We start from the raw sequence: 18,194 nt of genomic DNA, 5'->3' as shown, positions 1-18,194 counted from the left end.
CAAATCAAGTGTGAAGTGCCCGCCATGCCGACACGCTGCGCCCGAAACGCCCGCTGAACCAGCGCGAGAACGCGCTCAGCGACGAAAAGCCGAGCAGCGCCGCCACTTCCGACAGCGGCCGCTCGCGGTTCTCCAGGTAACGGATCACCAGGTCGGCGCGGGCTTCGGCGAGGATGTCGGAGTAGCTGGTATGCGCCTGCTCCAGGCGCCGGTGCACGGTGCGGCGGTCGACGCTGAGATGCTGGGCCACGCGCTCCACCGAGCACAGCCCGGTCGGCAGCAGCGCGTACACCAGCTTGCGCACCATGTCGGGCATGGTGGCTGCGGTCGACTGCGCCAGCAGCGTGCCGAGATATTGCTTCACCTGCTGCGCCATCACCGGGTCGTACGACGGCAACGGCGCTTCCAGGTCCGCGGCCTGGCAGACGATGCCGTCGAAGTCCTGGTTGAAGGACCCCGCCATGCCGAATACGCGGGCGTAGGTCGCCGTGCTGGCCGGCGCGGGATGCGTGAAGCAGATGCTGCGCGGCCGCCACGATGGCCCCAGGAACAGCTTCAGCATGCGGAACACCACGCCCACCGCCAGATCGGTCGCCTGCCGCAAGGTGCCCGGCGCTTCGCTGAGCACCTGCAGCCGGATCATCACCAGGTCATCGCTGTCTTCGACCCGCATCGACAGCGACTCATTCTGCAGGCCCATGTAGCGCACCATCGACTCCAGCGCGCGGCGCAGCGTCGGTTCCTCGCGTACCACGAAAGCCAGCGGGCCGAGGTTGGAGAACTCGCGCAGCTCGGCCATGCGCAGGCCGAAATCCTCGGCCCCGGCGGCGCGCGCCGACGCATCCAGCAAGCGGCCCACCACTGTCGCCGGGATGCGGATGTCGGGGTCCAGCAGCACCGAGCGGTTGATCTTCGCGGCCCTGAGTTGCTGGTACGGATCCAGGCCCAGCGCACGGGCCACTTCGACGTAGTTGGTCAGGCTGGCACTGCGCAGGTAGTAGGACATGACAGTGGCTTCCGGGCTTTCCCTGAGTGTCCCGAAATGTAAATCGGTTGTCCCGCATCGTCAAATCGCGGCGGTCCGTTGATCGATACTCCAGTCACCAACCAACCGGAGCGATCTATGCAATTCCTCGACGATTCCCTGCACCCCGAGAACATGGACAAAGTGGTGATCACCGTGGCCCCGTATGGCCCCGAGTGGATGCCGCAGGACTTCCCCGAGGACATCCCGGTCACCATGGAGGAACAGGTGCAGAAGGCGGTCGACTGCTACAACGCCGGCGCCACGGTGCTGCACCTGCATGTGCGCGAACTCGACGGCAAGGGCTCCAAGCGCCTGTCCAAGTTCAACGAGCTGATCGCCGGCGTGCGCGCCGCGGTGCCGGACATGATCATCCAGGTCGGCGGCTCGATCTCGTTCGCGCCGGAGGATGACGGCCAGGAGGCCAAGTGGCTGTCCGACGACACCCGGCACATGCTGGCGGAGCTGCAGCCCAAGCCCGACCAGGTCACCGTGGCCATCAACACCACGCAGATGAACATCATGGAGCTGCTCTATCCGGAGTACCTGAAGGGGACTTCGCTGGAGCACCCGGCCTACCAGGCCGCCTACCGCGAGATGACCGTGCCGGCGGGCCCGGGCTGGGTCGAAGAGCACCTGCGCCGGCTGCAGGGCGCCGGCATCCAGCCCCATTTCCAGCTGACCGGCATGCATGCGCTGGAAACGCTGGAGCGGCTGGTGCGCGCAGGCGTCTACACCGGTCCGCTGAATCTGACCTGGATCGGCATCGGCGGCGGCTTCGACGGCCCCAACCCGTTCAACTTCTTCAACTTCGTGCACCGCGCCCCGGACGGCTGCACGCTGACCGCCGAGTCGCTGCTGAAGAACGTGCTGCCGTTCAACATGATGGCCATGGCGATGGGCCTGCATCCGCGCTGCGGCATCGAGGACACCATCATCGACCAGCACGGCAAGCGCATGACCTCGGTGCAGCAGATCGAGCAGTGCGTGCGCGTGGCGCGCGAGCTGGGCCGCGAGATTGCCTCGGGCCGGGAAGCGCGCGAGATCTACCGCATCGGCACCTGGTACGACAGCGCCGAGGCCACGCTGCAGGCCAACGGCATGGCCCCCAACCGCAAGTCGGGGCAGAAGAACCTGCCGCGGCGCGCGGCCGCCTGACGGCTGCGGGCGGGGCCGGCTATGCGGCCGGCCCGCGCCAGCCATGACCGGAGCCGCCGATGCATCACCCCGACACCCTCGCCAATCCCTGCATCAACATCTGCCGCATGGACCTGGCCAACCGCTTTTGCCAGGGCTGCAGCCGGACCCGGCTGGAAATCGGCCGCTGGCCGCGCATGAGCGAGGCCGAACGCGCGCAAATCCTGGCCGCGCTGCCGGCACGCCGGGCAAGCAGCAGCCATACTACGTAACGGAGACAACATGACCACCCGACCCGCCTTCCTGCTGCGCATCGCCGCCGCGGCGGCCAGCCTCGCGCTGGCCGCGCCCTCTGCCATGGCCTGGACCAGCAAGCCGGTCCGCATGCTGGTGCCGGCCCCGGCCGGCGGCACCATGGACGTTCTCGCGCGGCTGCTGGCGGACCAGCTGTCCGCGGACCTTGGCCACCCCGTTGTGGTCGACAACAAGCCCGGCGCGGGCGGTGGCATCGCCATCACCACCATGCTGGCGGCGCCCGCCGATGGCCAGACCATCATGGTCACCGCGAGCAATGTGCTGACCGAGGTGCCGCACGTGCTCAAGCCCGCGTTCGACCCGCTCAAGGATGTCCGGCCCATTGCCGCGGTGTCGCGGTCGCGCATGGTGATGATCGGCGCGCCCGGCCTGCCGGCCAGGGACCTGAAGAGCCTGGTCAGCTACGCGCGCGCGAACCCGGGCAAGCTCAGCTATGCCTCGTACAGCGCCGGCACCGCCTCGCACTACGCCGGCATGATCATGAACCAGAAGGCCGGGCTGGACCTGCAGCATGTGCCGTTCGCCGGCTCGGCGCCGGCGCTGGCGCAGGTGATGGGCAACCAGATCGCGGTGATGTACGACGGCATGGTGACCTCGCTGCCGATGATCCGCGCCGGCAAGGTGCAGGTCTATGCCGTGGCGTCGAAGAGCCGCTCGGCGCTGCTGCCGCAGGTGCCGACCTTCGCGGAAATGGGTTACCCGGAGATGGAGTTCAGCAACTGGGTCGGCGTGATCGCCTCGGCGCGGCTGTCGCCCGAACTGGCCGAAAAGATCCAGGCGGCGGCGTACAAGGCCGCGGCCGCGCCCAGGGTGCGCGAGCGCATGGAGGCGCTCGGCTATGAGCCGCTGCCGGCTCAGCCCCTGCCTCAGCTGGCCGATTCGGTGCGCACGGAGTTCGAGCGCAATGCCGGCATCGTCAAGACGTTCAATATCCAGCCGTAAATCCCTGCTGGCAATGCAAAAGGGCAGCCTCGCAAGAGGCTGCCCTTTTGTTTTACTGCCGCCCGTTCAGGCCCCGGTGGCGCGCAAGCGCTTCTTGTCGATCTTGCCGACGCTGGTCTTCGGGATCTCGTCGACAAACAGGATGCGCTCGGATTCCGGCACCGCATACTTGCTGAGCCGGTTGGCCTCGACGCGCGCCAGCAGCGACGCGCGAATCGCTTCCGCGGTGACCGTGGCGCCAGGCCTGCGCACCACGTACGCCACGGGCCGCTCGCCCCAGCGGGCGTCCGGCACGCCGATGACCGCGCACTCCTGCACGCCCGGCACCTGCGTGACCAGGCCTTCGACCTCGATCGACGAGACCCATTCGCCGCCGGTCTTGATCACGTCCTTGATCCGGTCGACGATCTGCACGAAACCGTCGGCGCCCATCACCGCGATGTCCTGCGTATGCAGGTAGCCGCCGGCCCACAGCTCGGCCGATGCCTCGGGTTTGCCGTGGTAGGCGCGGGTCAGGAACGGCGCGCGCAGCACGATCTCGCCGCGCGCGCTGCCGTCGCGCGGCACGTCCTGCATGGATTCGTCCACCAGGCGGAAGTCCACCATGGCCACCGGACGGCCCGTCGAGCAGCGCATACGCACCTCGGTCTCGCGATCGGCATTGGCATGCACCGGGGGCAACTGCGCCAGCGCGACGATGGGGCCGGTCTCCGACATGCCATAGCCGGCAAACACATCCATGCCGCGCTCGAGCGCGGCCTCGCACAACGCCGGCGGCAGCGCCGAGCCGCCGATGATCAGCTTCCAGCCCGACAAGTCCTGGCCGCTTGCCTGCGCTGCCTGCAGCAGCATCTGCAGCAAGGTCGGCACGCAGTGCGAGAACGTGACCCGTTCGGTCTCGCGCAACCGCAGCAAGACGTCCGGCGCGTAACGCCCCGGCAGCACGATGCGCAGCCCGAGCATGACCGCGACATAGGGGATGCCCCAGGCCAGCACGTGGAACATCGGCGTGATCGGCATGTAAACGTCTTCCCGGTGCAGGCGCTGCCCTTCGCGCGGCGCGCACAGGCTGGTGGCCGAGGCCAGCGCGTGCAGCACGATGTCGCGATGGCTGTAGCACACGCCCTTGGGGTCGCCGGTGGTGCCGGTGGTGTAGAAGGTGGCGGCGCGGGTGTTCTCGTCGAACTCGGGGAAGTCGAAGTCGGGCGAGGCCGCTTGCAGCAGCGTCTCGTACTCCCCGCAAAACGGCAGCGAGGTCGGCGGCATCGGCTGGCCGTCGGCCAGCAGGACGAAGCTGCGCACGCTGGTCAGCTCGGCACGGATCTCTTCCATCACCGGCACGAAGTCCGGGTGGAGCAGCACCACCTCGGCGCCGGAATCGTTCAGCGTGTACAGGATCTGCTGCGCCGACAGCCGCACGTTGACCGTGAACAGCGTCGCGCCCATCATCGGCACGCCGAAATAGCATTCCAGGTAGCGATGGCTGTCCCAGTCCATCACCGCCACGGTGGTCCCGTGCGTGACGCCCTGCGCAGTCAGCGCGGAAGCCAGCCGGCCAACGCGCTGGCGGAAGTCGCGATAGCTGTGGCGCAGCTCTCCGCGGTACGTGATCTGCTGGTCGCCGTACAGCGACAGCGAATTGAGCAGCAATTGCCGGACCAGCAGGGGATAGGCATAGGCCTGCGGGGCCGCAAGCACAAGGTGTGGTTGCATGGGTGTCTCTCTCAGTCAGAACGGCACGTCGCCGATGATGCCGGCACGCTCCATCTTGCGTACCGTGGGCGCATAGTCCTGCACCGCGTAGTGTTGCGTGCAGCGGTTGTCCCAGATCGCCACGCTGTGCTTTTTCCAGCGCCAGCGCACCTGGTACTCCGGGATCTCGGCCTGCGCGCACAGGTAGTGCAGCAGGTCGCCGGCGCCGGGCATGAAGTCCTTGCCGAAGCGGATCACGTCGCCGCGGTGGTAGTTGGCGAAGTGCGAGGTGAAGGCGTTGACGAACAGGATCTTCTCGCCCGTTTCCGGATGCGTGCGCACCACCGGGTGCTCGACCATCGGAAATTGCGCCGCCAGCGCCGCGCGCTTCTCCGGTGCCATGTTGGCGCCGAAGGTGTGTTCGATGCTGTGCTTGGCGCGCAGCCCTTCGATGCGCGCCTTGATGTCCTGCGGCAGGCGCCGGTAGGCTTCGCCCATGTTGACCCAGATGGTGTCGCCGCCCACCGCCGGCGTTTCGACGCAGCGCAGCACGCAGCCCATCGGCGGCGCCTGGCGCCAGGTGGCATCGCAATGGAATGCGTTCTCGTAGTGCTCGACCTTGCTGTCGGGCGACTTGTAGATCTGCACCAGCCCCGGGTGTTCCGGGTCGCTGCCCACCACCGGGTGGTCTTCCAGCTCGCCGAACTGGCGGGCAAAGGCGACGTGTTCGGCGCGGGTGATGTCCTGGTCGCGCAGGAACAAGACCTTGTACTGCAGCAGCAGCGCCTTGATTTCAGCGAACAGCCCGGCGTCGCGCGAGGCATCGGCCAGGCTGACGCCGGTCAGTTCGGCGCCGATGGTGCAGGTCAGCGGTTCCGCATGCATGGGTTGTCTCCTCATGGTTTGTGTTCAGATGACGAAGATCGATGATCCGGTGGTGCGGCGCGCTTCCAGGTCCTGGTGCGCCTGGACCGCGTCTTCCAGCGCATAGCGCTGGTTGATGCCGATGTGGATGCGGCCCGCGGCGACGTGGCCGAAGACCTCGTCGGCCAGTGCCTGTTTTTCCGCGGGATCGGCGATATAGTCGGCCAGCGCGGGCCGGGTCAGGAACAGTGAGCCCTTCATCGCCAGCAGCGCGGGGTCGAACGGCGGCACCGGGCCCGAGGCGGTGCCCACGCACACCATGGTGCCGCGGCGGCGCAGCGAATCCAGCGATCCCATGAAAGTGGTCTTGCCGACGCTGTCGAACACGACCGACACGCCCACGCCGTCGGTCAGCTCGCGCACGCGTTTGGCCACGTCCTCGCGGGTGTAGTAGATGATGTGGTCGCAGCCGTGTGCGCGCGCCAACTCGGCCTTGGCCTCGGTCGACACCGTGCCGATCACGGTCAGGCCCAGCAGCTTGGCCCATTGCGACACGATCAGCCCGACCCCGCCCGCGGCGGCGTGCAGCAGGATGGTGTCGCCCGCCTGGAACGGATGGATGCGGCGCATCAGGTAAGCCGAGGTCAGCCCGCGCATGGTCATTGCCGCCGCGGTTTCAAAGGCGATGCTGTCGGGCAGGCGGATCAGCGGCGCGGCGGGTACCAGGCGCTCGGTGCTGTACGCGCCCAGCGTGTTGACGAAGCCGGTGTAGGTGACGCGGTCGCCCGGCGCCACGTTGGTCACGCCCGCGCCCACCGACACCACCACGCCGGCGGCTTCGACGCCCATGCCGCTGGGCAGCGGCACGGGATAGGTGCCGTTGCGGAAATAGGTATCGGCGTAGTTCAGCCCCACCGCCACGTGACGGATACGGACCTGTCCCGGTCCGGGCTCGCCGACTTCCGTGTGTTCGTAGCGCAGGACCTCCGGGCCGCCGGTCTGGTACATGCGGACAACATTTGCCATGATTCTGGACTCCTGGAATTTGCGTTGGTGCAGGGATGCACTGCACATGCCTGCCACTGTAGGGAACGCGGCGCGGTCCGGCTTTGCATTGGCTACCGCTGACTTTGCATTTCATGCCAGGAGGCCTATGATCCTGCTGCGGCGGGCCGGCAGACCCCCGCAACGGCGCAGGACATCGCAACGCATCGCAAGGCAAGAACGGCTTGGAAACGCTTATACGTGCCGCCGCACTGACCAACTTCCTGGAGGTATCGCGCGACCTCGGCCTGGACCCGCAGCCGCTGCTGCGCCAGGCACGGTTGCGCCGCGCGTGGCTCGACGACCCCGACCAGCGGGTGCCGCTCGGCGCCTGCGTGGCGCTGCTGGAAGCCGCCGCGCAGGCCGCGGGCTGCATGACGTTCGGGCTGCGCATGGCGGAGTCGCGCCAGCTGTCGGACTTTGGCGTGATGAGCCTGCTGATCAGCCAGCAGCCCACGCTGCGCGCCGCGCTGGCCACCACCATCCGCTATCGTCACCTGGTCAATGATTCCGTGGCGCTGCTGCTCGAAGATGCCGGCAGCGCGGTGGTGATCCGCCAGGAGGTGCTGAGCGACGCGCCCTCGCGGCAGGCTACGGAGCTGGCCATCGGCGTCGTGTTCCGCATGTGCGCGTTGCTGCTGGGGCCGCGCTGGCAGCCGATTGCCGTGAGCTTCACGCATGCGGCGCCGGCCGACCTGCGCGTTCATCGGCGGCTGTTCGGCTGCCCGCTGGAATTCAATGCGGACTGCAATGGCATCGTCTGCCGCGCCGCCGACCTCGACGCCCCCAACCCGGGTGCGGATCCCGTCATGGCGCGTTATGCGCAGCAGTTCATCGATACCTTGCCGCGCGCCCATCCCCAGTCGATCGGCCACGAAGTGCGCGCCGCCATCTACCTGATGCTGCCGATGGGCCGTGCCACCTGCGAGGCCGTGGCCGAGGGCCTGGGCCTGAGCCTGCGCACCATGCAACGCCAGCTCGACGACGCGGGCGAGACCTTCACCGGCATTCTCAACGACGTGCGGCGCGAGCTGGCGCGACGCTATGTCGAGAACCCGCGCTATTCGCTGCTGCGCGTGTCGCAGCTGCTCGGCTACGGCTCGGCCAGCGCCTTCACGCGCTGGTTCTCGGCCCAGTTCGGCACCGCGCCGGGCAACTGGCGCAGGGATCGCGCAGGGCAGTAAGGCGGCAAGGCATCAGCCCGCCAACTCTGCCGCCGCTTCGCGCAGCGCGAGTTCCGCGTCCTTGATGCCGGCCAGCGGCGCCAGCACCGCGGCATCGAACGGCCGCACCGGTTGTCCCGCGCGCACCCGCATGGGCCAGTCCGGATTCGCCAGCGCCCCGCGTCCGAGCGCGACCAGCGTCGCCCCTTGTTCCAGCATGCCGGCCGCGCGCACCGGCTCCGCGAGGCTGCCGTTGGCGACGATGGCCAGCCCCGGCGCCGCGCGCCGGGCGTGCTGCACCAGCGACGCATCGCCGCCGGCGAAGGCAGGCTGCCAGGCTTCGTGCTCCGTCACATGAAGATAGTCGACGCCGCTTGCCGCAATGCCGGCAAACACCGCGGCTGCGCCCTCTGTGCCTTCGGGCCACTGGTAGGTGAAGTCATTGACCTTGGCCTGCGAGATGCGCACGCCGACGATGACATCGCGCCCCACCGCCGCGCGTACCGCGCGGATCGTTTCCAGCAGCAGGCGCATGCGCTGCGCGATGCCGCCGCCCCAGGCGTCCTGGCGCTGGTTGGTATGGCCGTTGAGGAACTGGTCGAGCAGGTAGCCGTTGGCGCCGTGGATTTCCACGCCGTCGAAGCCGGTCTCGCGGGCCAGCCGCGCCGCTTGTGCAAAGCCATCGATGGCCTGCAGGATCTCTGCCTCGGCCATCGCACGCGGTATCCGGAAGGTGCCCGTGCCGCCATACGCGACAAGCTGCCGGCCCCTGGGCTGCACGGCAGAAGGGCCGACCGTATCGGCGCGGAAGCGGTTGGCCTGCGACAGCGCCCCCGCATGCATCAGCTGCGCGATCATGCGCCCGCCGGCCGCGTGGACCGCGTCCACGATCCCGCGCCAGCCCTGCGCCTGCTGCGCGTCGGTCAGTCCCGGCTGGCCGGCATAGCCCTGCGCATGGGCGCGGTCGGTATAGATGCCCTCGCTGACGATCAGGCCAAAGCCGCCGCGGGCAAAGCCCTCGTAGTAGCGGCGCATCGCTTCGGTGGGGACGCCGGCGTCAGTGGCGCTGATGCGCGTCATCGGCGCCACCACCAGGCGGTTGCGCAACGGCACGCCGTTCAACGCCGGCGTATCGAACAGCGAGAGGGCGGCTGGCGTGGTCATTGCGCGCCCTCCGTGGCCAGCGCGATGGCTTCGATCTCGATCATCGCGTCCGGCGAATACAGGGCAGAGACCTCGACGATGGTATCGGCCGGATAGGGGGCGGAAAACCACTTGCGGCGCAGCGCGACGATCTTCGGGAAGAATTCCATCGACGTCAGGAAGATCGTGACCTTGGCCACGCGGTCCAGCCCCGAGCCTCCGGCCTGCAGGGCGCGCCTGAGGTTGCTGAATGCCTGCTCGGCCTGCGCGTCGAAGTCGCCGCGGCCGACGATGGCGCCGTCGTCGCCAACCCCGGCCTGGCCGGACACGAAGAGCAGGTTGCCGGCCCGGATGGCTTGCGACAGCAGGTAGGGGGCATAGGGATCGGGCTGGGTGCGGACTTGTTCGAGGTGCATCGCTGACTCCGGTAATGATTTAGTAAAATTCACCTTGTCTTCGGCCGATCGTCTTCGGGTCAGCCGACATGCCAAGTATCGGAGCCGGTATCGGCCGCGACAAATGGTCGCTTTTCAGTCGATACCTGAGGAAAACTCATCCATGGAGAGACCTTGCGCAAACTGCCGCCCCTCGGCGCGCTGCGCGCCTTCGAAGCCGCCGCCCGCCGCGCCAGCTTCAAGCACGCCGCCGACGAACTGCACGTCACGCCGACAGCCATCAGCCACCAGATCCGCGCGCTGGAAGAGAGCCTGGGCGTGCGGCTGTTCGAGCGCCAGACCCGCAAGGTGCGGCTGACGGCGGCCGGGCATCAGCTGTTCCCCGCGGTGCGCGACGGCCTCGATGGCATGGAGCGCGCCGTGCAGGCGGTGCAGCGCAGCGGCCGCCCGCAGGTGGCCACGCTGACGTCGACCGTCGCGTTCATGGCCAGGCGGCTCGCACCGCTCGCCGGAAGGTTCCGTGCCGCGCATCCCGACTGGACCCTGCGGCTCGATGCGTCGGACCAGATCGTCGACCTGGACCATGATGCGGACGCGGCCATCCGTTACGGCAGCGGTAGCTATCCGGGCCTATTGGTCGAGTCGCTGTTCCGCGACCGCTTTGCGCCGGTTTGCAGCCCCGCCCTGAAACTGGCATCCATGCAGGACCTGAAGCACGCCACGCTGATCCACTTCGAATGGGGCGCCGCTGCGCGCGATGACCCGCGCGCGCCGGTATGGCACCGATGGCTGGCGCAGGCCGGCGTCGAGGTGGCCGATCCACAGGCCGGCCTGCGCTTTACCGACGAGATCCACGCCGTGCAGGCCACTATCGCCGGACAGGGCGTAGGCCTGCTCAGCCTGACGCTGGTGGCCGAAGAACTGGCGTCCGGCGCGCTGGTGCAGCCCTTTGACCTGGCGCTGGAGAGCTTCCGCTATGACCTGGTCTACAGCGAGCGGGCGGCGGAGCGTCCGGCTACGCGGCTGCTGCGGGATTGGGTGAGGGGAGTGTTTGCAGGTTAGGGCGTGGTCTGCGGTACAGTGACACAACGTTGAACCAGTCTTGCATGCGTATTGCCATTGGATTGCCCATGCTATATCCCGTACATATCGAGCCCGGTGATGCGACGCACGCGCACGGCATCACCGTGCCGGATTTCCCGGGCTGTTTCTCCGCAGCCGACGATTGGTCCGAGATCCCGGGCAAGGTCCAAGAGGTCGCCGAAGCGCACTTCGCTGATGGCGAGCCGATGCCTGGGCCTTCCGACCTGCAACGGTGGGTTGAGAGCCGTCAGTACGAGGGCGGCTTCTGGCTACTGGTCGATATCGACCGGTCGCGCGGGAGCATCGATTGAGCACATCCCCAACCGTTCTCGCCGTGGCTGCCGCGGGCACGCACGAATTTTCCAAGCTTTTGCGCGCCGAGATCCGGCTGCTTGAACGCCTTGGCGTCGAAGGCGACGCGCATGCCGGCCAGACCGTCAAGCACCGCTCGCGCGTGCGAATTGATCCGAACCAGCCCAACCTGCGACAGGTCCACCTTATTGGCACGGAACTCCACGCAGCGCTTGCGCGCGCCGGCTTTGACATCCGCCCCGCCGACCTCGGCGAGAACATCACGACGCAGGGGCTGGACCTGCACGCGCTGCCCGTCGGCACGCAGTTGCGGCTTGGGTCCAGCGCCGTGGTCGAACTGACCGGCTTGCGCAACCCGTGTGGGCAGATCGAAGCGTTCCGGCCCGGCCTTCTGGCGCAGGTGTTGAACCGGACGGCTGACGGCACGCTGGTCCGCAAGGCCGGCGTCATGGGCGTCGTGATCGCGAGCGGCGTGGTGCGGGCGGGCGATGCCATTTCGGTCAGCTTGCCGGCGCTGCCACATCGCTTGCTCGATCGAGTCTAACGGCCGATCGGGTGCGCCACGCGACGCGGCCGGCGTACACTGTGCCTCCCGAATCCGGAAACCCCGCCCATGCCCGCCCTGCGCACCCTGTACCCCGAACTGGAGCCCTACGAAACCGGCACGCTGGATGTCGGCGACGGGCATGTCGTCTACTACGAGCGCGTGGGCACGCCCGGCGCCAAGCCGGCAGTGTTCCTGCATGGCGGGCCCGGGGGCGGGATTTCGCCCGATCACCGGCGGCTGTTCGATCCGGCCCGCTATGACGTGCTGCTGTTCGACCAGCGCGGCTGCGGGCGCTCGACCCCGCATGCGGGGCTGGAGGCGAACACCACCTGGCACCTGGTCGACGATATCGAGCGGCTGCGGGTGCTGGCGGGCGTGGAGCGCTGGCTGGTGTTCGGTGGCTCGTGGGGCTCGACGCTGGCGCTGGCCTATGCGCAAAAGCACCCGCAGCGGGTGAGCGAGCTGGTGCTGCGCGGCATCTACACGGTGTCGCAGGCGGAGCTGGACTGGTACTACCAGTACGGCGTGTCCGAGATGTTCCCCGACAAGTGGGCGCGTTTCCAGGCACCGGTGCCGGAAGCAGAGCGCGGCAACATGATGGCGGCCTACCGCAAGCTGCTGACCGGCCCCGACCCTGACAAGCAGGTGGAGGCGGCACGCGCCTGGAGCGTGTGGGAAGGCGAGACCATTACCTTGCTGCCGGACGCAGGCAATAGCGCCAAGCATGACGACGGGCACTTCGCCCTGGCCTTCGCCCGCCTGGAGAACCACTACTTCACGCACCGTTGCTGGCTGGAGGAGGGACAGCTGCTGCGCGACGCGCACAAGCTGGCCGATATCCCCGGCGTGATCGTGCATGGCCGCTATGACATGCCGTGCCCGGCGCGCTATGCCTACGCGCTGCACCAGGCGTGGCCGCAGGCGGAGTTCCACCTGGTCGAAGGCGCCGGCCATGCATGGACCGAGCCGGGCATCATGGACCAGCTGCTTGCCGCAACCGATCGCTTCGCCGCGCAGCGCTAGCCGCGCGTCGAAGCTTCCTGGCCATACCCACCCACACCACTGGAGATCACGATGGAGCTGTACGCGCACCCGTTTTCGTCCTATTGCCAGAAGGTCCTCGTGGCCTTGTACGAGAATGCAATCCCCTTCGAATTCCGCATGCTGTCGCCCGACCACGCGCAGCACATGGACGAACTCGGCAGGCGCTGGCCGCTGCGGCGCATGCCGATGCTGGTCGATGACGGCCGCGCGGTGTACGAGTCGAGCATCATCATCGAGTACCTGGACCAGCATCACCGCGGCCCGGTGCGCTGGCTCCCGGAGTCGCCGGACGCCGCACTGAAGGTGCGCCTGCTCGACCGCTTCTTCGACCAGTACGTGATGACGCCGATGCAGCGCATCGTGGCCGACTACCTGCGCCCCGAAGCCAATCGCGATCCCTATGGCGTGGCCGAGTACCGCAAGCTGCTGGACTCTGCCTATGCGTGGCTCGAGACCGAACTGGCGACGCGGCAATGGGCCGCGGGCGATGCCTTCACGCTGGCGGATTGCGCCGCGGCGCCATCGCTGTTCTATGCGGACTGGGTGCAGCCGATTCCGGAGTCATGCGGCAACGTGCGCGCCTATCGCAAGCGGCTGCTGGCGCGGCCGTCGTTCGCGCGCGCGGTGGAAGAGGCACGGCCCTATCGCCCGCTGTTCCCGCCGGGCGCGCCGGACCGCGACTGACCGGCAAGGGCAGGGGGGCGCGTCGCGAGTGCGATCGCATCGCTTGCCACGGACTGGCCCGCCGGGATGGGTCCCGCAGGTCAGCCGAACATGCCCCCGTTGACCGAGATCACCTGGCGCGTGATATAGCCCGCGTCCGGCGACAGCAGGAAGGCCACCGTGGCGGCAACTTCCTCGGGCGTGCCCATGCGCCGCGCAGGGATCAGGCGCAGCGCTTCGTCGCGCACGTGCGGCTCGATCATGTCGGTGTCGATCAGGCCCGGCGCGACGCAATTGACGGTGATGGCGCGCTTCGCCAGCTCGATCGCCAGCGCCTTGGTGGCGCCGATGATGCCGGCCTTGGCCGCGCTGTAGTTGGCCTGGCCGCGGTTGCCCACCAGACCCGACACCGACGACAGCGTGACGATGCGGCCCGGCTGGCGGCGCTGCACCATCGGCATCACCACCGGGTTGAGCACGTTGTAGAAGGCGTCGAGGTTGGTGTGCACCACCTCGTCCCACTCGGCGCCGGTCATGGCGGGGAACGCCGCGTCGCGCGCCAGGCCGGCGTTGCACACCACGCCGTAGTAGCAGCCATGCGCGGCGATATCGGTCAGCAGCGCGCTGGCGGCGTCTTCGCGGCGGGACACATCGAAGCACAGCACGCGCGACTTGCGTCCGCACGCGCGCACGGCGTCGGCGACCGAGTCGGCCTCGTCGCGGCGCGCGCGGCAGTGCACCACCACGTCGTAGCCGTCGCGCGCCAGGCGCAGGGCTATGGCGCGGCCGATGCCGCGGGACGAACCCGTGACCAGCACGGTCGGATGGCTCATGACTGTTGTCCTTGCAGAGCCGCCTGCGCCGCGGCAGGCTGGCGTGCGGTGTGGTTGGCGCGATGGCCGCGCGCGTACGAGCTGGCGCGGCGCATCAGACCCTGCAGAATTCTTCCAGCACCGCCAGCCGCCGGCGCGGTTCGGTGACGAAGGGGTTGTCGCGGTCCCACGCGTAGCCGGCCAGGATCGCCGAGATCATGTCGCGGATTTCGGAGGTGGCGTTGGGATGGAAGATCAGCTTCTGGAAACGCCCTTCATACCAGGCTTCGACAAAGACGCGGAAGCAGTCGACGCCGGCCTTGAGCGGCCGCGCGAAGTCTTGCTCCCAGTCCACCGTGTCCCCACGCAGCTGGCGCACCAGGCACTGCGCCGCCAGGCTGGCCGACTTGAAGGCGATGGTCACGCCGGACGAGAATACCGGGTCGAGGAACTCGCCGGCATTGCCGAGCAGCGCATAGCCGTTGCCCCACAGCGACTTCACGTTGGCCGAGTAACCGGCGATCTGTCGCGCCGGCGTGTCCCATTGCGCGTCGGCCAGCAACGTGGCCAGGCCCGGCTCCTCGGCGACCAGTGCCTGCAGCCGTTCGGTCTCGGTGCCGCTGTAGCGGTCCAGGAACGCCTTCTCGGCCACCACGCCCTGCGAGCAGCGCCCGTCGGAAAACGGGATGGTCCAGTACCAGACGTCCTGGTGCCGCGGATGCACGCTGATCAGGATCTTGTTGCGGTCGAAGGTGCCAGTCGGGATGCGGTCTTCCACATGCGTGAAGATCGCGCTGCGCACCGGAAAGCCCGACGGCGTTTCCAGCTGCAGCAGGCGCGGCAGGATGCGGCCGAAGCCGGAGGCATCGAGCAGGAACTTCGCGCGCACCGTGTACTGGCTGCCGTCCGGCGCGCGCACGGTGACTTCCGGCTGCGGGCCGCTGACATCGACGTTCTCCACCAGATGAGCGAAACGCACCTCGGCACCCTGGCGCTCGGCCTCGCGGATCAGCACGTGGTCGAACTGGGCGCGCTGTACCTGGTAGGTGGTGCCCCAGCCGGGCGAGTACTTCTGGCGGAAGTCGAATGCGGTGCGCTGCGTGCCGCGTGCGAACGCGGCGCCGTTCTTGTACTGGAAGCCGGCTTCCACAACCGCGCGCAGCATGCCGGCTTCCTCGATATAGGCCATGCTCTGCGGCAGCAGGCTTTCGCCGATGGAGAAGCGCGGGAAGGTCTCTTTCTCGATCACCAGCACCGGAATGCCGTGCTTGCGCAGCAGGCCGGCTGCGACAGAGCCCGCAGGCCCGGCGCCGATGATGACGACGTCCGTGGTTTCCGTTTTCATAAGCTTCGGCTCCGGAATCACTCCGGAGCGACGGGATTTTGGCGGGCGTCAATTGTACTCAGAACGCTGCCGTGCACCGGCAAAACCGGCCTCCGGGCACTGTGCGCGACTTGCGGCGATAGCAGCGCAGGCGCGCTGCACCCGTCAGACATGCGTCCCCAACGCCCGATTGATCCGCAGCGCCAGCAGCGTGCAGGCGACTCCGGAAAGCAGGTAGCCGCTCACCGCGGCCAGGCCGAATTCCGCCGATAGCCCCAGCGCCACCAGCGGCGCGAAGCCCGCGCCGAACAGCCACGCCATGTCGGTGGTCAGGGCCGCGCCGGTGTAGCGGAAGCGCCGCTCGAAGTTCGAGGTCACGGCCCCGGCCGCCTGGCCGTAGGACAAGCCCAGCAGGGCGAAGCCGAGCAGGATGAACAGGTCCTGTGCCAGCGGGCCGCCGCCCATCAGCCAGGGCGCGAACAGGCTGAAGATGCCGATCAGGATGGCCATCAGCGCCAGCGTGGTGCGCCGCCCGATGCGGTCGGCGATCACGCCCGAGGCGATGGTGCCGAGGATGCCGATGAAGGCGCCGGCGATCTGCACCGCCAGCACGTCGGTGACCGGCTGCGAGCCATTGAGCGCGACCCAGGACAGCGGAAACACCGTCACCAGGTGGAACAGCGCGAAGCTCGCCAGCGCGGCGAAGGCGCCCAGCAGCAGGTTGTAGCCCTGCTTCCTGACGATCTCGGTGGTGCTGATGGGCTCGAGCTCGTCCTCGTCCAGCAGCTGCGTGTATTCGTGCGTCACCACCAGGCGCAGCCGCGCGAACAGCGCCACCACGTTGATCGCGAACGCGACGTAGAACGGATAACGCCAGCCCCAGGCCAGGAACTCGCGCGGCTCCAGGCTGAGGTTGAGGAACAGGAACAGCGACCCGGCAACGATAAAGCCGGTGGGCGCGCCCAGCTGCCCCAGCATCGCGTACCAGCCGCGCCGCTGCGCGGGCGCGTTCAGCGCCAGCAGCGACGGCAGCCCGTCCCACGAGCCGCCGAAGGCCACGCCCTGCAGCGTTCGGAACACCGCCAGCAGCACGATCGCGGCCGGGCCGAGCGCGGCATATCCCGGCAGGAAGGCGATGCCGACGGTGGCGGTGCCCAGCAGGAACAGCGACGCGGTCAGCTTGACGCCACGGCCCCAGCGGCGCTGGATGCCCATGAACAGCGCCGTGCCGAAGGGCCGGCCGATAAAGGCCAGCGCGAAGATGGCGAAGGCGTAGAGCAGCGCGTCGAGCCGGTCGGCGAACGGAAAATAGACCGCCGGAAACACCAGCACCGAGGCGATGCCGTAGACGAAGAAATCGAAGTACTCCGAGGCGCGGCCGATGACCACGCCGGTGGCGATTTCCGCGGGCGCGATATGCGCGGCGCCGGGCGCGGGAGGTGCTGTAGGAGACGCCCGGTGCTGGTGGGTCGCGGTGGTCATCGGCATACCTCCCGTGTCTGTGAGCGAGGGCACTGCAAATTGCACCATGAAGAATGGCACTTGAGCGCCTACACTGCCATAGTTGCTCAGACCAGTCTAAGTCACTTGCGCCGCGGCGTACAAATGGCGCGGGCCCGAAAGCTATGCGATCTTCCGGTCAGACAATGTCCATGCACCGCCCGATCCGCTGGTTGCTGCTGCCAGTCCTGCTGTGGCTGGGCGGCTGCAACGCCGTGCTGCTGTCGCCGGCCGGCGACCTGGCCGTGCGGCAACGTGACCTGATCATCATTTCCACGGGCCTGATGCTGCTGATCATCGTGCCGGTGATCGTGCTGACGCTGGTGTTCGCGTGGCGCTACCGCGCCGCCAACCGGGATGCGCACTACAACCCCGACTGGGACCATTCCACGGTGCTGGAGCTGCTGATCTGGTCGGCGCCGCTGCTGATCATCATCGCGCTGGGCGCCATCACCTGGGTCAGCACCCACAAGCTCGACCCGTACCAGCCGCTGACCCGGCTCGACGACAGCCGCCCGCTGCCGCCGGGCACGCAACCGCTGACGGTGGAGGTGGTGGCGCTGGACTGGAAGTGGCTGTTCGTCTACCCGGAGCAGGGCATCGCCACCGTCAACGAACTGGCCGCGCCGGTCGACCGGCCGATCCGCTTCAAGATCACGGCCTCCACCGTGATGAACTCCTTCTTCATTCCGGCCCTGGCCGGGCAGGTCTATGCCATGCCCGGCATGGAAACCCGCCTGCATGCGGTGGTCAACCGCCCGGGCGTCTATGAGGGCTTTTCCGCCAACTACAGCGGCGCGGGCTTTTCGCACATGCGCTTCCGCTTCCATGGCCTGAGCGAGGACGAATTCGGCCGCTGGGTGCAGACCGTCCAGGCCGCCGGTTCGCCGTTGAGCCGTGCTGCCTACACGCAGCTGGCGCAGCCCAGCGAGCGCGAGCCGGTGCGGCGCTACGGCAGCGTCGACGCGAACCTGTTCGACGCCATCGTGAACCGTTGCGTGCAGGCCGGGCAGGTCTGCCAGAAGGACCTGATGGCGCGCGATGCGCAGCGCGCCGTGGGCATGGGCGCAGCCGTCTGCACCGCCAGCAACACGCTGGGCGAGCCCCTGTTCGGGACCGGCGCGTCCGCTCCCGGCGAGGTGCTGCGCTAGCGCCCCGCGTCGGTGGCAGGCGCTGCGCAGGAGCGTGCG

19 protein-coding genes are annotated in these 18,194 nt (G+C 68.2%); 10 read left to right on the top strand and 9 right to left on the bottom strand.

Annotated elements, in window-relative coordinates:
- Positions 1-4: 4 nt before the first annotated feature.
- Complete coding sequence (locus RALTA_RS26425; RefSeq protein ID WP_012357043.1) at positions 5-1,006, bottom strand: AraC family transcriptional regulator; 1,002 nt, start codon at positions 1,004-1,006, stop codon at positions 5-7.
- 117 nt (positions 1,007-1,123) lie between these two features.
- Here RALTA_RS26425 and RALTA_RS26420 point away from each other — a divergent pair, with 117 nt between their 5' ends.
- Genes RALTA_RS26420 through RALTA_RS26410 form a run of 3 tightly spaced genes read left to right on the top strand, consistent with a single transcriptional unit; the run spans position 1,124 to position 3,418 of the window.
- Entirely contained in the window at positions 1,124-2,182 is a 1,059-nt protein-coding gene (locus RALTA_RS26420; protein ID WP_012357042.1) for a BKACE family enzyme, read from the top strand.
- Between the two features lie 59 nt (positions 2,183-2,241).
- Positions 2,242-2,433 (top strand): DUF1289 domain-containing protein, encoded by a 192-nt coding sequence (locus RALTA_RS26415; RefSeq protein ID WP_012357041.1) that lies wholly within the window; start codon positions 2,242-2,244, stop codon positions 2,431-2,433.
- 10 nt (positions 2,434-2,443) lie between these two features.
- Positions 2,444-3,418 carry a tripartite tricarboxylate transporter substrate binding protein gene (locus tag RALTA_RS26410; RefSeq protein ID WP_012357040.1) on the top strand — a complete coding sequence of 325 codons (975 nt, stop codon included), beginning with the start codon at positions 2,444-2,446 and terminating at the stop codon, positions 3,416-3,418.
- Positions 3,419-3,484: 66 nt separating this feature from the next.
- Here the strand turns inward: RALTA_RS26410 and RALTA_RS26405 are convergent, their stop codons facing one another.
- The 3 genes from RALTA_RS26405 to RALTA_RS26395 are packed head-to-tail and all read right to left on the bottom strand — an operon-like array spanning position 3,485 to position 7,000.
- Positions 3,485-5,131, bottom strand: a complete 1,647-nt coding sequence (locus RALTA_RS26405; RefSeq protein ID WP_012357039.1) for a fatty acid--CoA ligase — start codon at positions 5,129-5,131, stop codon at positions 3,485-3,487.
- Between the two features lie 15 nt (positions 5,132-5,146).
- On the bottom strand, positions 5,147-5,995 hold the full coding sequence (locus RALTA_RS26400; RefSeq protein ID WP_012357038.1) for a TauD/TfdA dioxygenase family protein: 849 nt from the start codon (positions 5,993-5,995) through the stop codon (positions 5,147-5,149).
- Positions 5,996-6,019: 24 nt separating this feature from the next.
- A complete protein-coding gene (locus tag RALTA_RS26395) occupies positions 6,020-7,000 on the bottom strand; it encodes a quinone oxidoreductase family protein (protein ID WP_012357037.1) in 981 nt (326 codons plus the stop codon).
- 203 nt (positions 7,001-7,203) lie between these two features.
- On the opposite strand from RALTA_RS26395, the gene RALTA_RS26390 reads away from it, so the two are divergent.
- The gene (locus RALTA_RS26390; RefSeq protein ID WP_012357036.1) at positions 7,204-8,202 is read left to right on the top strand and encodes an AraC family transcriptional regulator; all 999 of its coding nucleotides are present in this window, start codon (positions 7,204-7,206) and stop codon (positions 8,200-8,202) included.
- A gap of 12 nt (positions 8,203-8,214) precedes the next feature.
- On the opposite strand, the gene RALTA_RS26385 is transcribed toward RALTA_RS26390, so the two are convergent.
- Complete coding sequence (locus tag RALTA_RS26385) at positions 8,215-9,345, bottom strand: oxidoreductase (protein ID WP_012357035.1); 1,131 nt, start codon at positions 9,343-9,345, stop codon at positions 8,215-8,217.
- A complete protein-coding gene (locus RALTA_RS26380) occupies positions 9,342-9,740 on the bottom strand; it encodes a RidA family protein (RefSeq protein WP_012357034.1) in 399 nt (132 codons plus the stop codon). Before RALTA_RS26380 ends, RALTA_RS26385 begins: the two co-directional genes overlap by 4 nt.
- A gap of 153 nt (positions 9,741-9,893) precedes the next feature.
- On the opposite strand from RALTA_RS26380, the gene RALTA_RS26375 reads away from it, so the two are divergent.
- The 5 genes from RALTA_RS26375 to RALTA_RS26355 all read left to right on the top strand — a co-directional run bounded on the left by RALTA_RS26375 (position 9,894) and on the right by RALTA_RS26355 (position 13,389).
- Entirely contained in the window at positions 9,894-10,781 is an 888-nt protein-coding gene (locus tag RALTA_RS26375) for a LysR substrate-binding domain-containing protein (protein WP_012357033.1), read from the top strand.
- Between the two features lie 44 nt (positions 10,782-10,825).
- Complete coding sequence (locus RALTA_RS26370; protein ID WP_081479525.1) at positions 10,826-11,113, top strand: type II toxin-antitoxin system HicB family antitoxin; 288 nt, start codon at positions 10,826-10,828, stop codon at positions 11,111-11,113.
- A complete protein-coding gene (locus RALTA_RS26365) occupies positions 11,110-11,658 on the top strand; it encodes an MOSC domain-containing protein (RefSeq protein ID WP_041232666.1) in 549 nt (182 codons plus the stop codon). Before RALTA_RS26370 ends, RALTA_RS26365 begins: the two co-directional genes overlap by 4 nt.
- 69 nt (positions 11,659-11,727) lie before the next feature.
- Positions 11,728-12,684 carry a prolyl aminopeptidase gene (pip, locus tag RALTA_RS26360; RefSeq protein ID WP_012357030.1) on the top strand — a complete coding sequence of 319 codons (957 nt, stop codon included), beginning with the start codon at positions 11,728-11,730 and terminating at the stop codon, positions 12,682-12,684.
- Between the two features lie 51 nt (positions 12,685-12,735).
- On the top strand, positions 12,736-13,389 hold the full coding sequence (locus RALTA_RS26355) for a glutathione S-transferase family protein (RefSeq protein WP_012357029.1): 654 nt from the start codon (positions 12,736-12,738) through the stop codon (positions 13,387-13,389).
- An 80-nt stretch (positions 13,390-13,469) separates the two neighbouring features.
- On the opposite strand, the gene fabG is transcribed toward RALTA_RS26355, so the two are convergent.
- The 3 genes from fabG to RALTA_RS26340 form a co-directional block, all read right to left on the bottom strand.
- Positions 13,470-14,201 carry a 3-oxoacyl-ACP reductase FabG gene (gene fabG, locus RALTA_RS26350; protein WP_012357028.1) on the bottom strand — a complete coding sequence of 244 codons (732 nt, stop codon included), beginning with the start codon at positions 14,199-14,201 and terminating at the stop codon, positions 13,470-13,472.
- A 94-nt stretch (positions 14,202-14,295) separates the two neighbouring features.
- Positions 14,296-15,525: an NAD(P)/FAD-dependent oxidoreductase gene (locus RALTA_RS26345; protein WP_012357027.1), complete on the bottom strand. Its 1,230-nt coding sequence runs from the start codon at positions 15,523-15,525 to the stop codon at positions 14,296-14,298.
- A 144-nt stretch (positions 15,526-15,669) separates the two neighbouring features.
- Positions 15,670-16,986 carry an MFS transporter gene (locus RALTA_RS26340; protein ID WP_012357026.1) on the bottom strand — a complete coding sequence of 439 codons (1,317 nt, stop codon included), beginning with the start codon at positions 16,984-16,986 and terminating at the stop codon, positions 15,670-15,672.
- 164 nt (positions 16,987-17,150) lie between these two features.
- On the opposite strand from RALTA_RS26340, the gene cyoA reads away from it, so the two are divergent.
- A complete protein-coding gene (cyoA, locus tag RALTA_RS26335) occupies positions 17,151-18,155 on the top strand; it encodes a ubiquinol oxidase subunit II (RefSeq protein ID WP_157877260.1) in 1,005 nt (334 codons plus the stop codon).
- Positions 18,156-18,194: the final 39 nt, after the last annotated feature.

It is taken from the genome of Cupriavidus taiwanensis LMG 19424 (assembly GCF_000069785.1).
Lineage (GTDB): Bacteria > Pseudomonadota > Gammaproteobacteria > Burkholderiales > Burkholderiaceae > Cupriavidus > Cupriavidus taiwanensis.
Note: the sequence above shows the minus strand (reverse complement) of the source record. Positions and strands in the feature narration are given on the sequence as shown.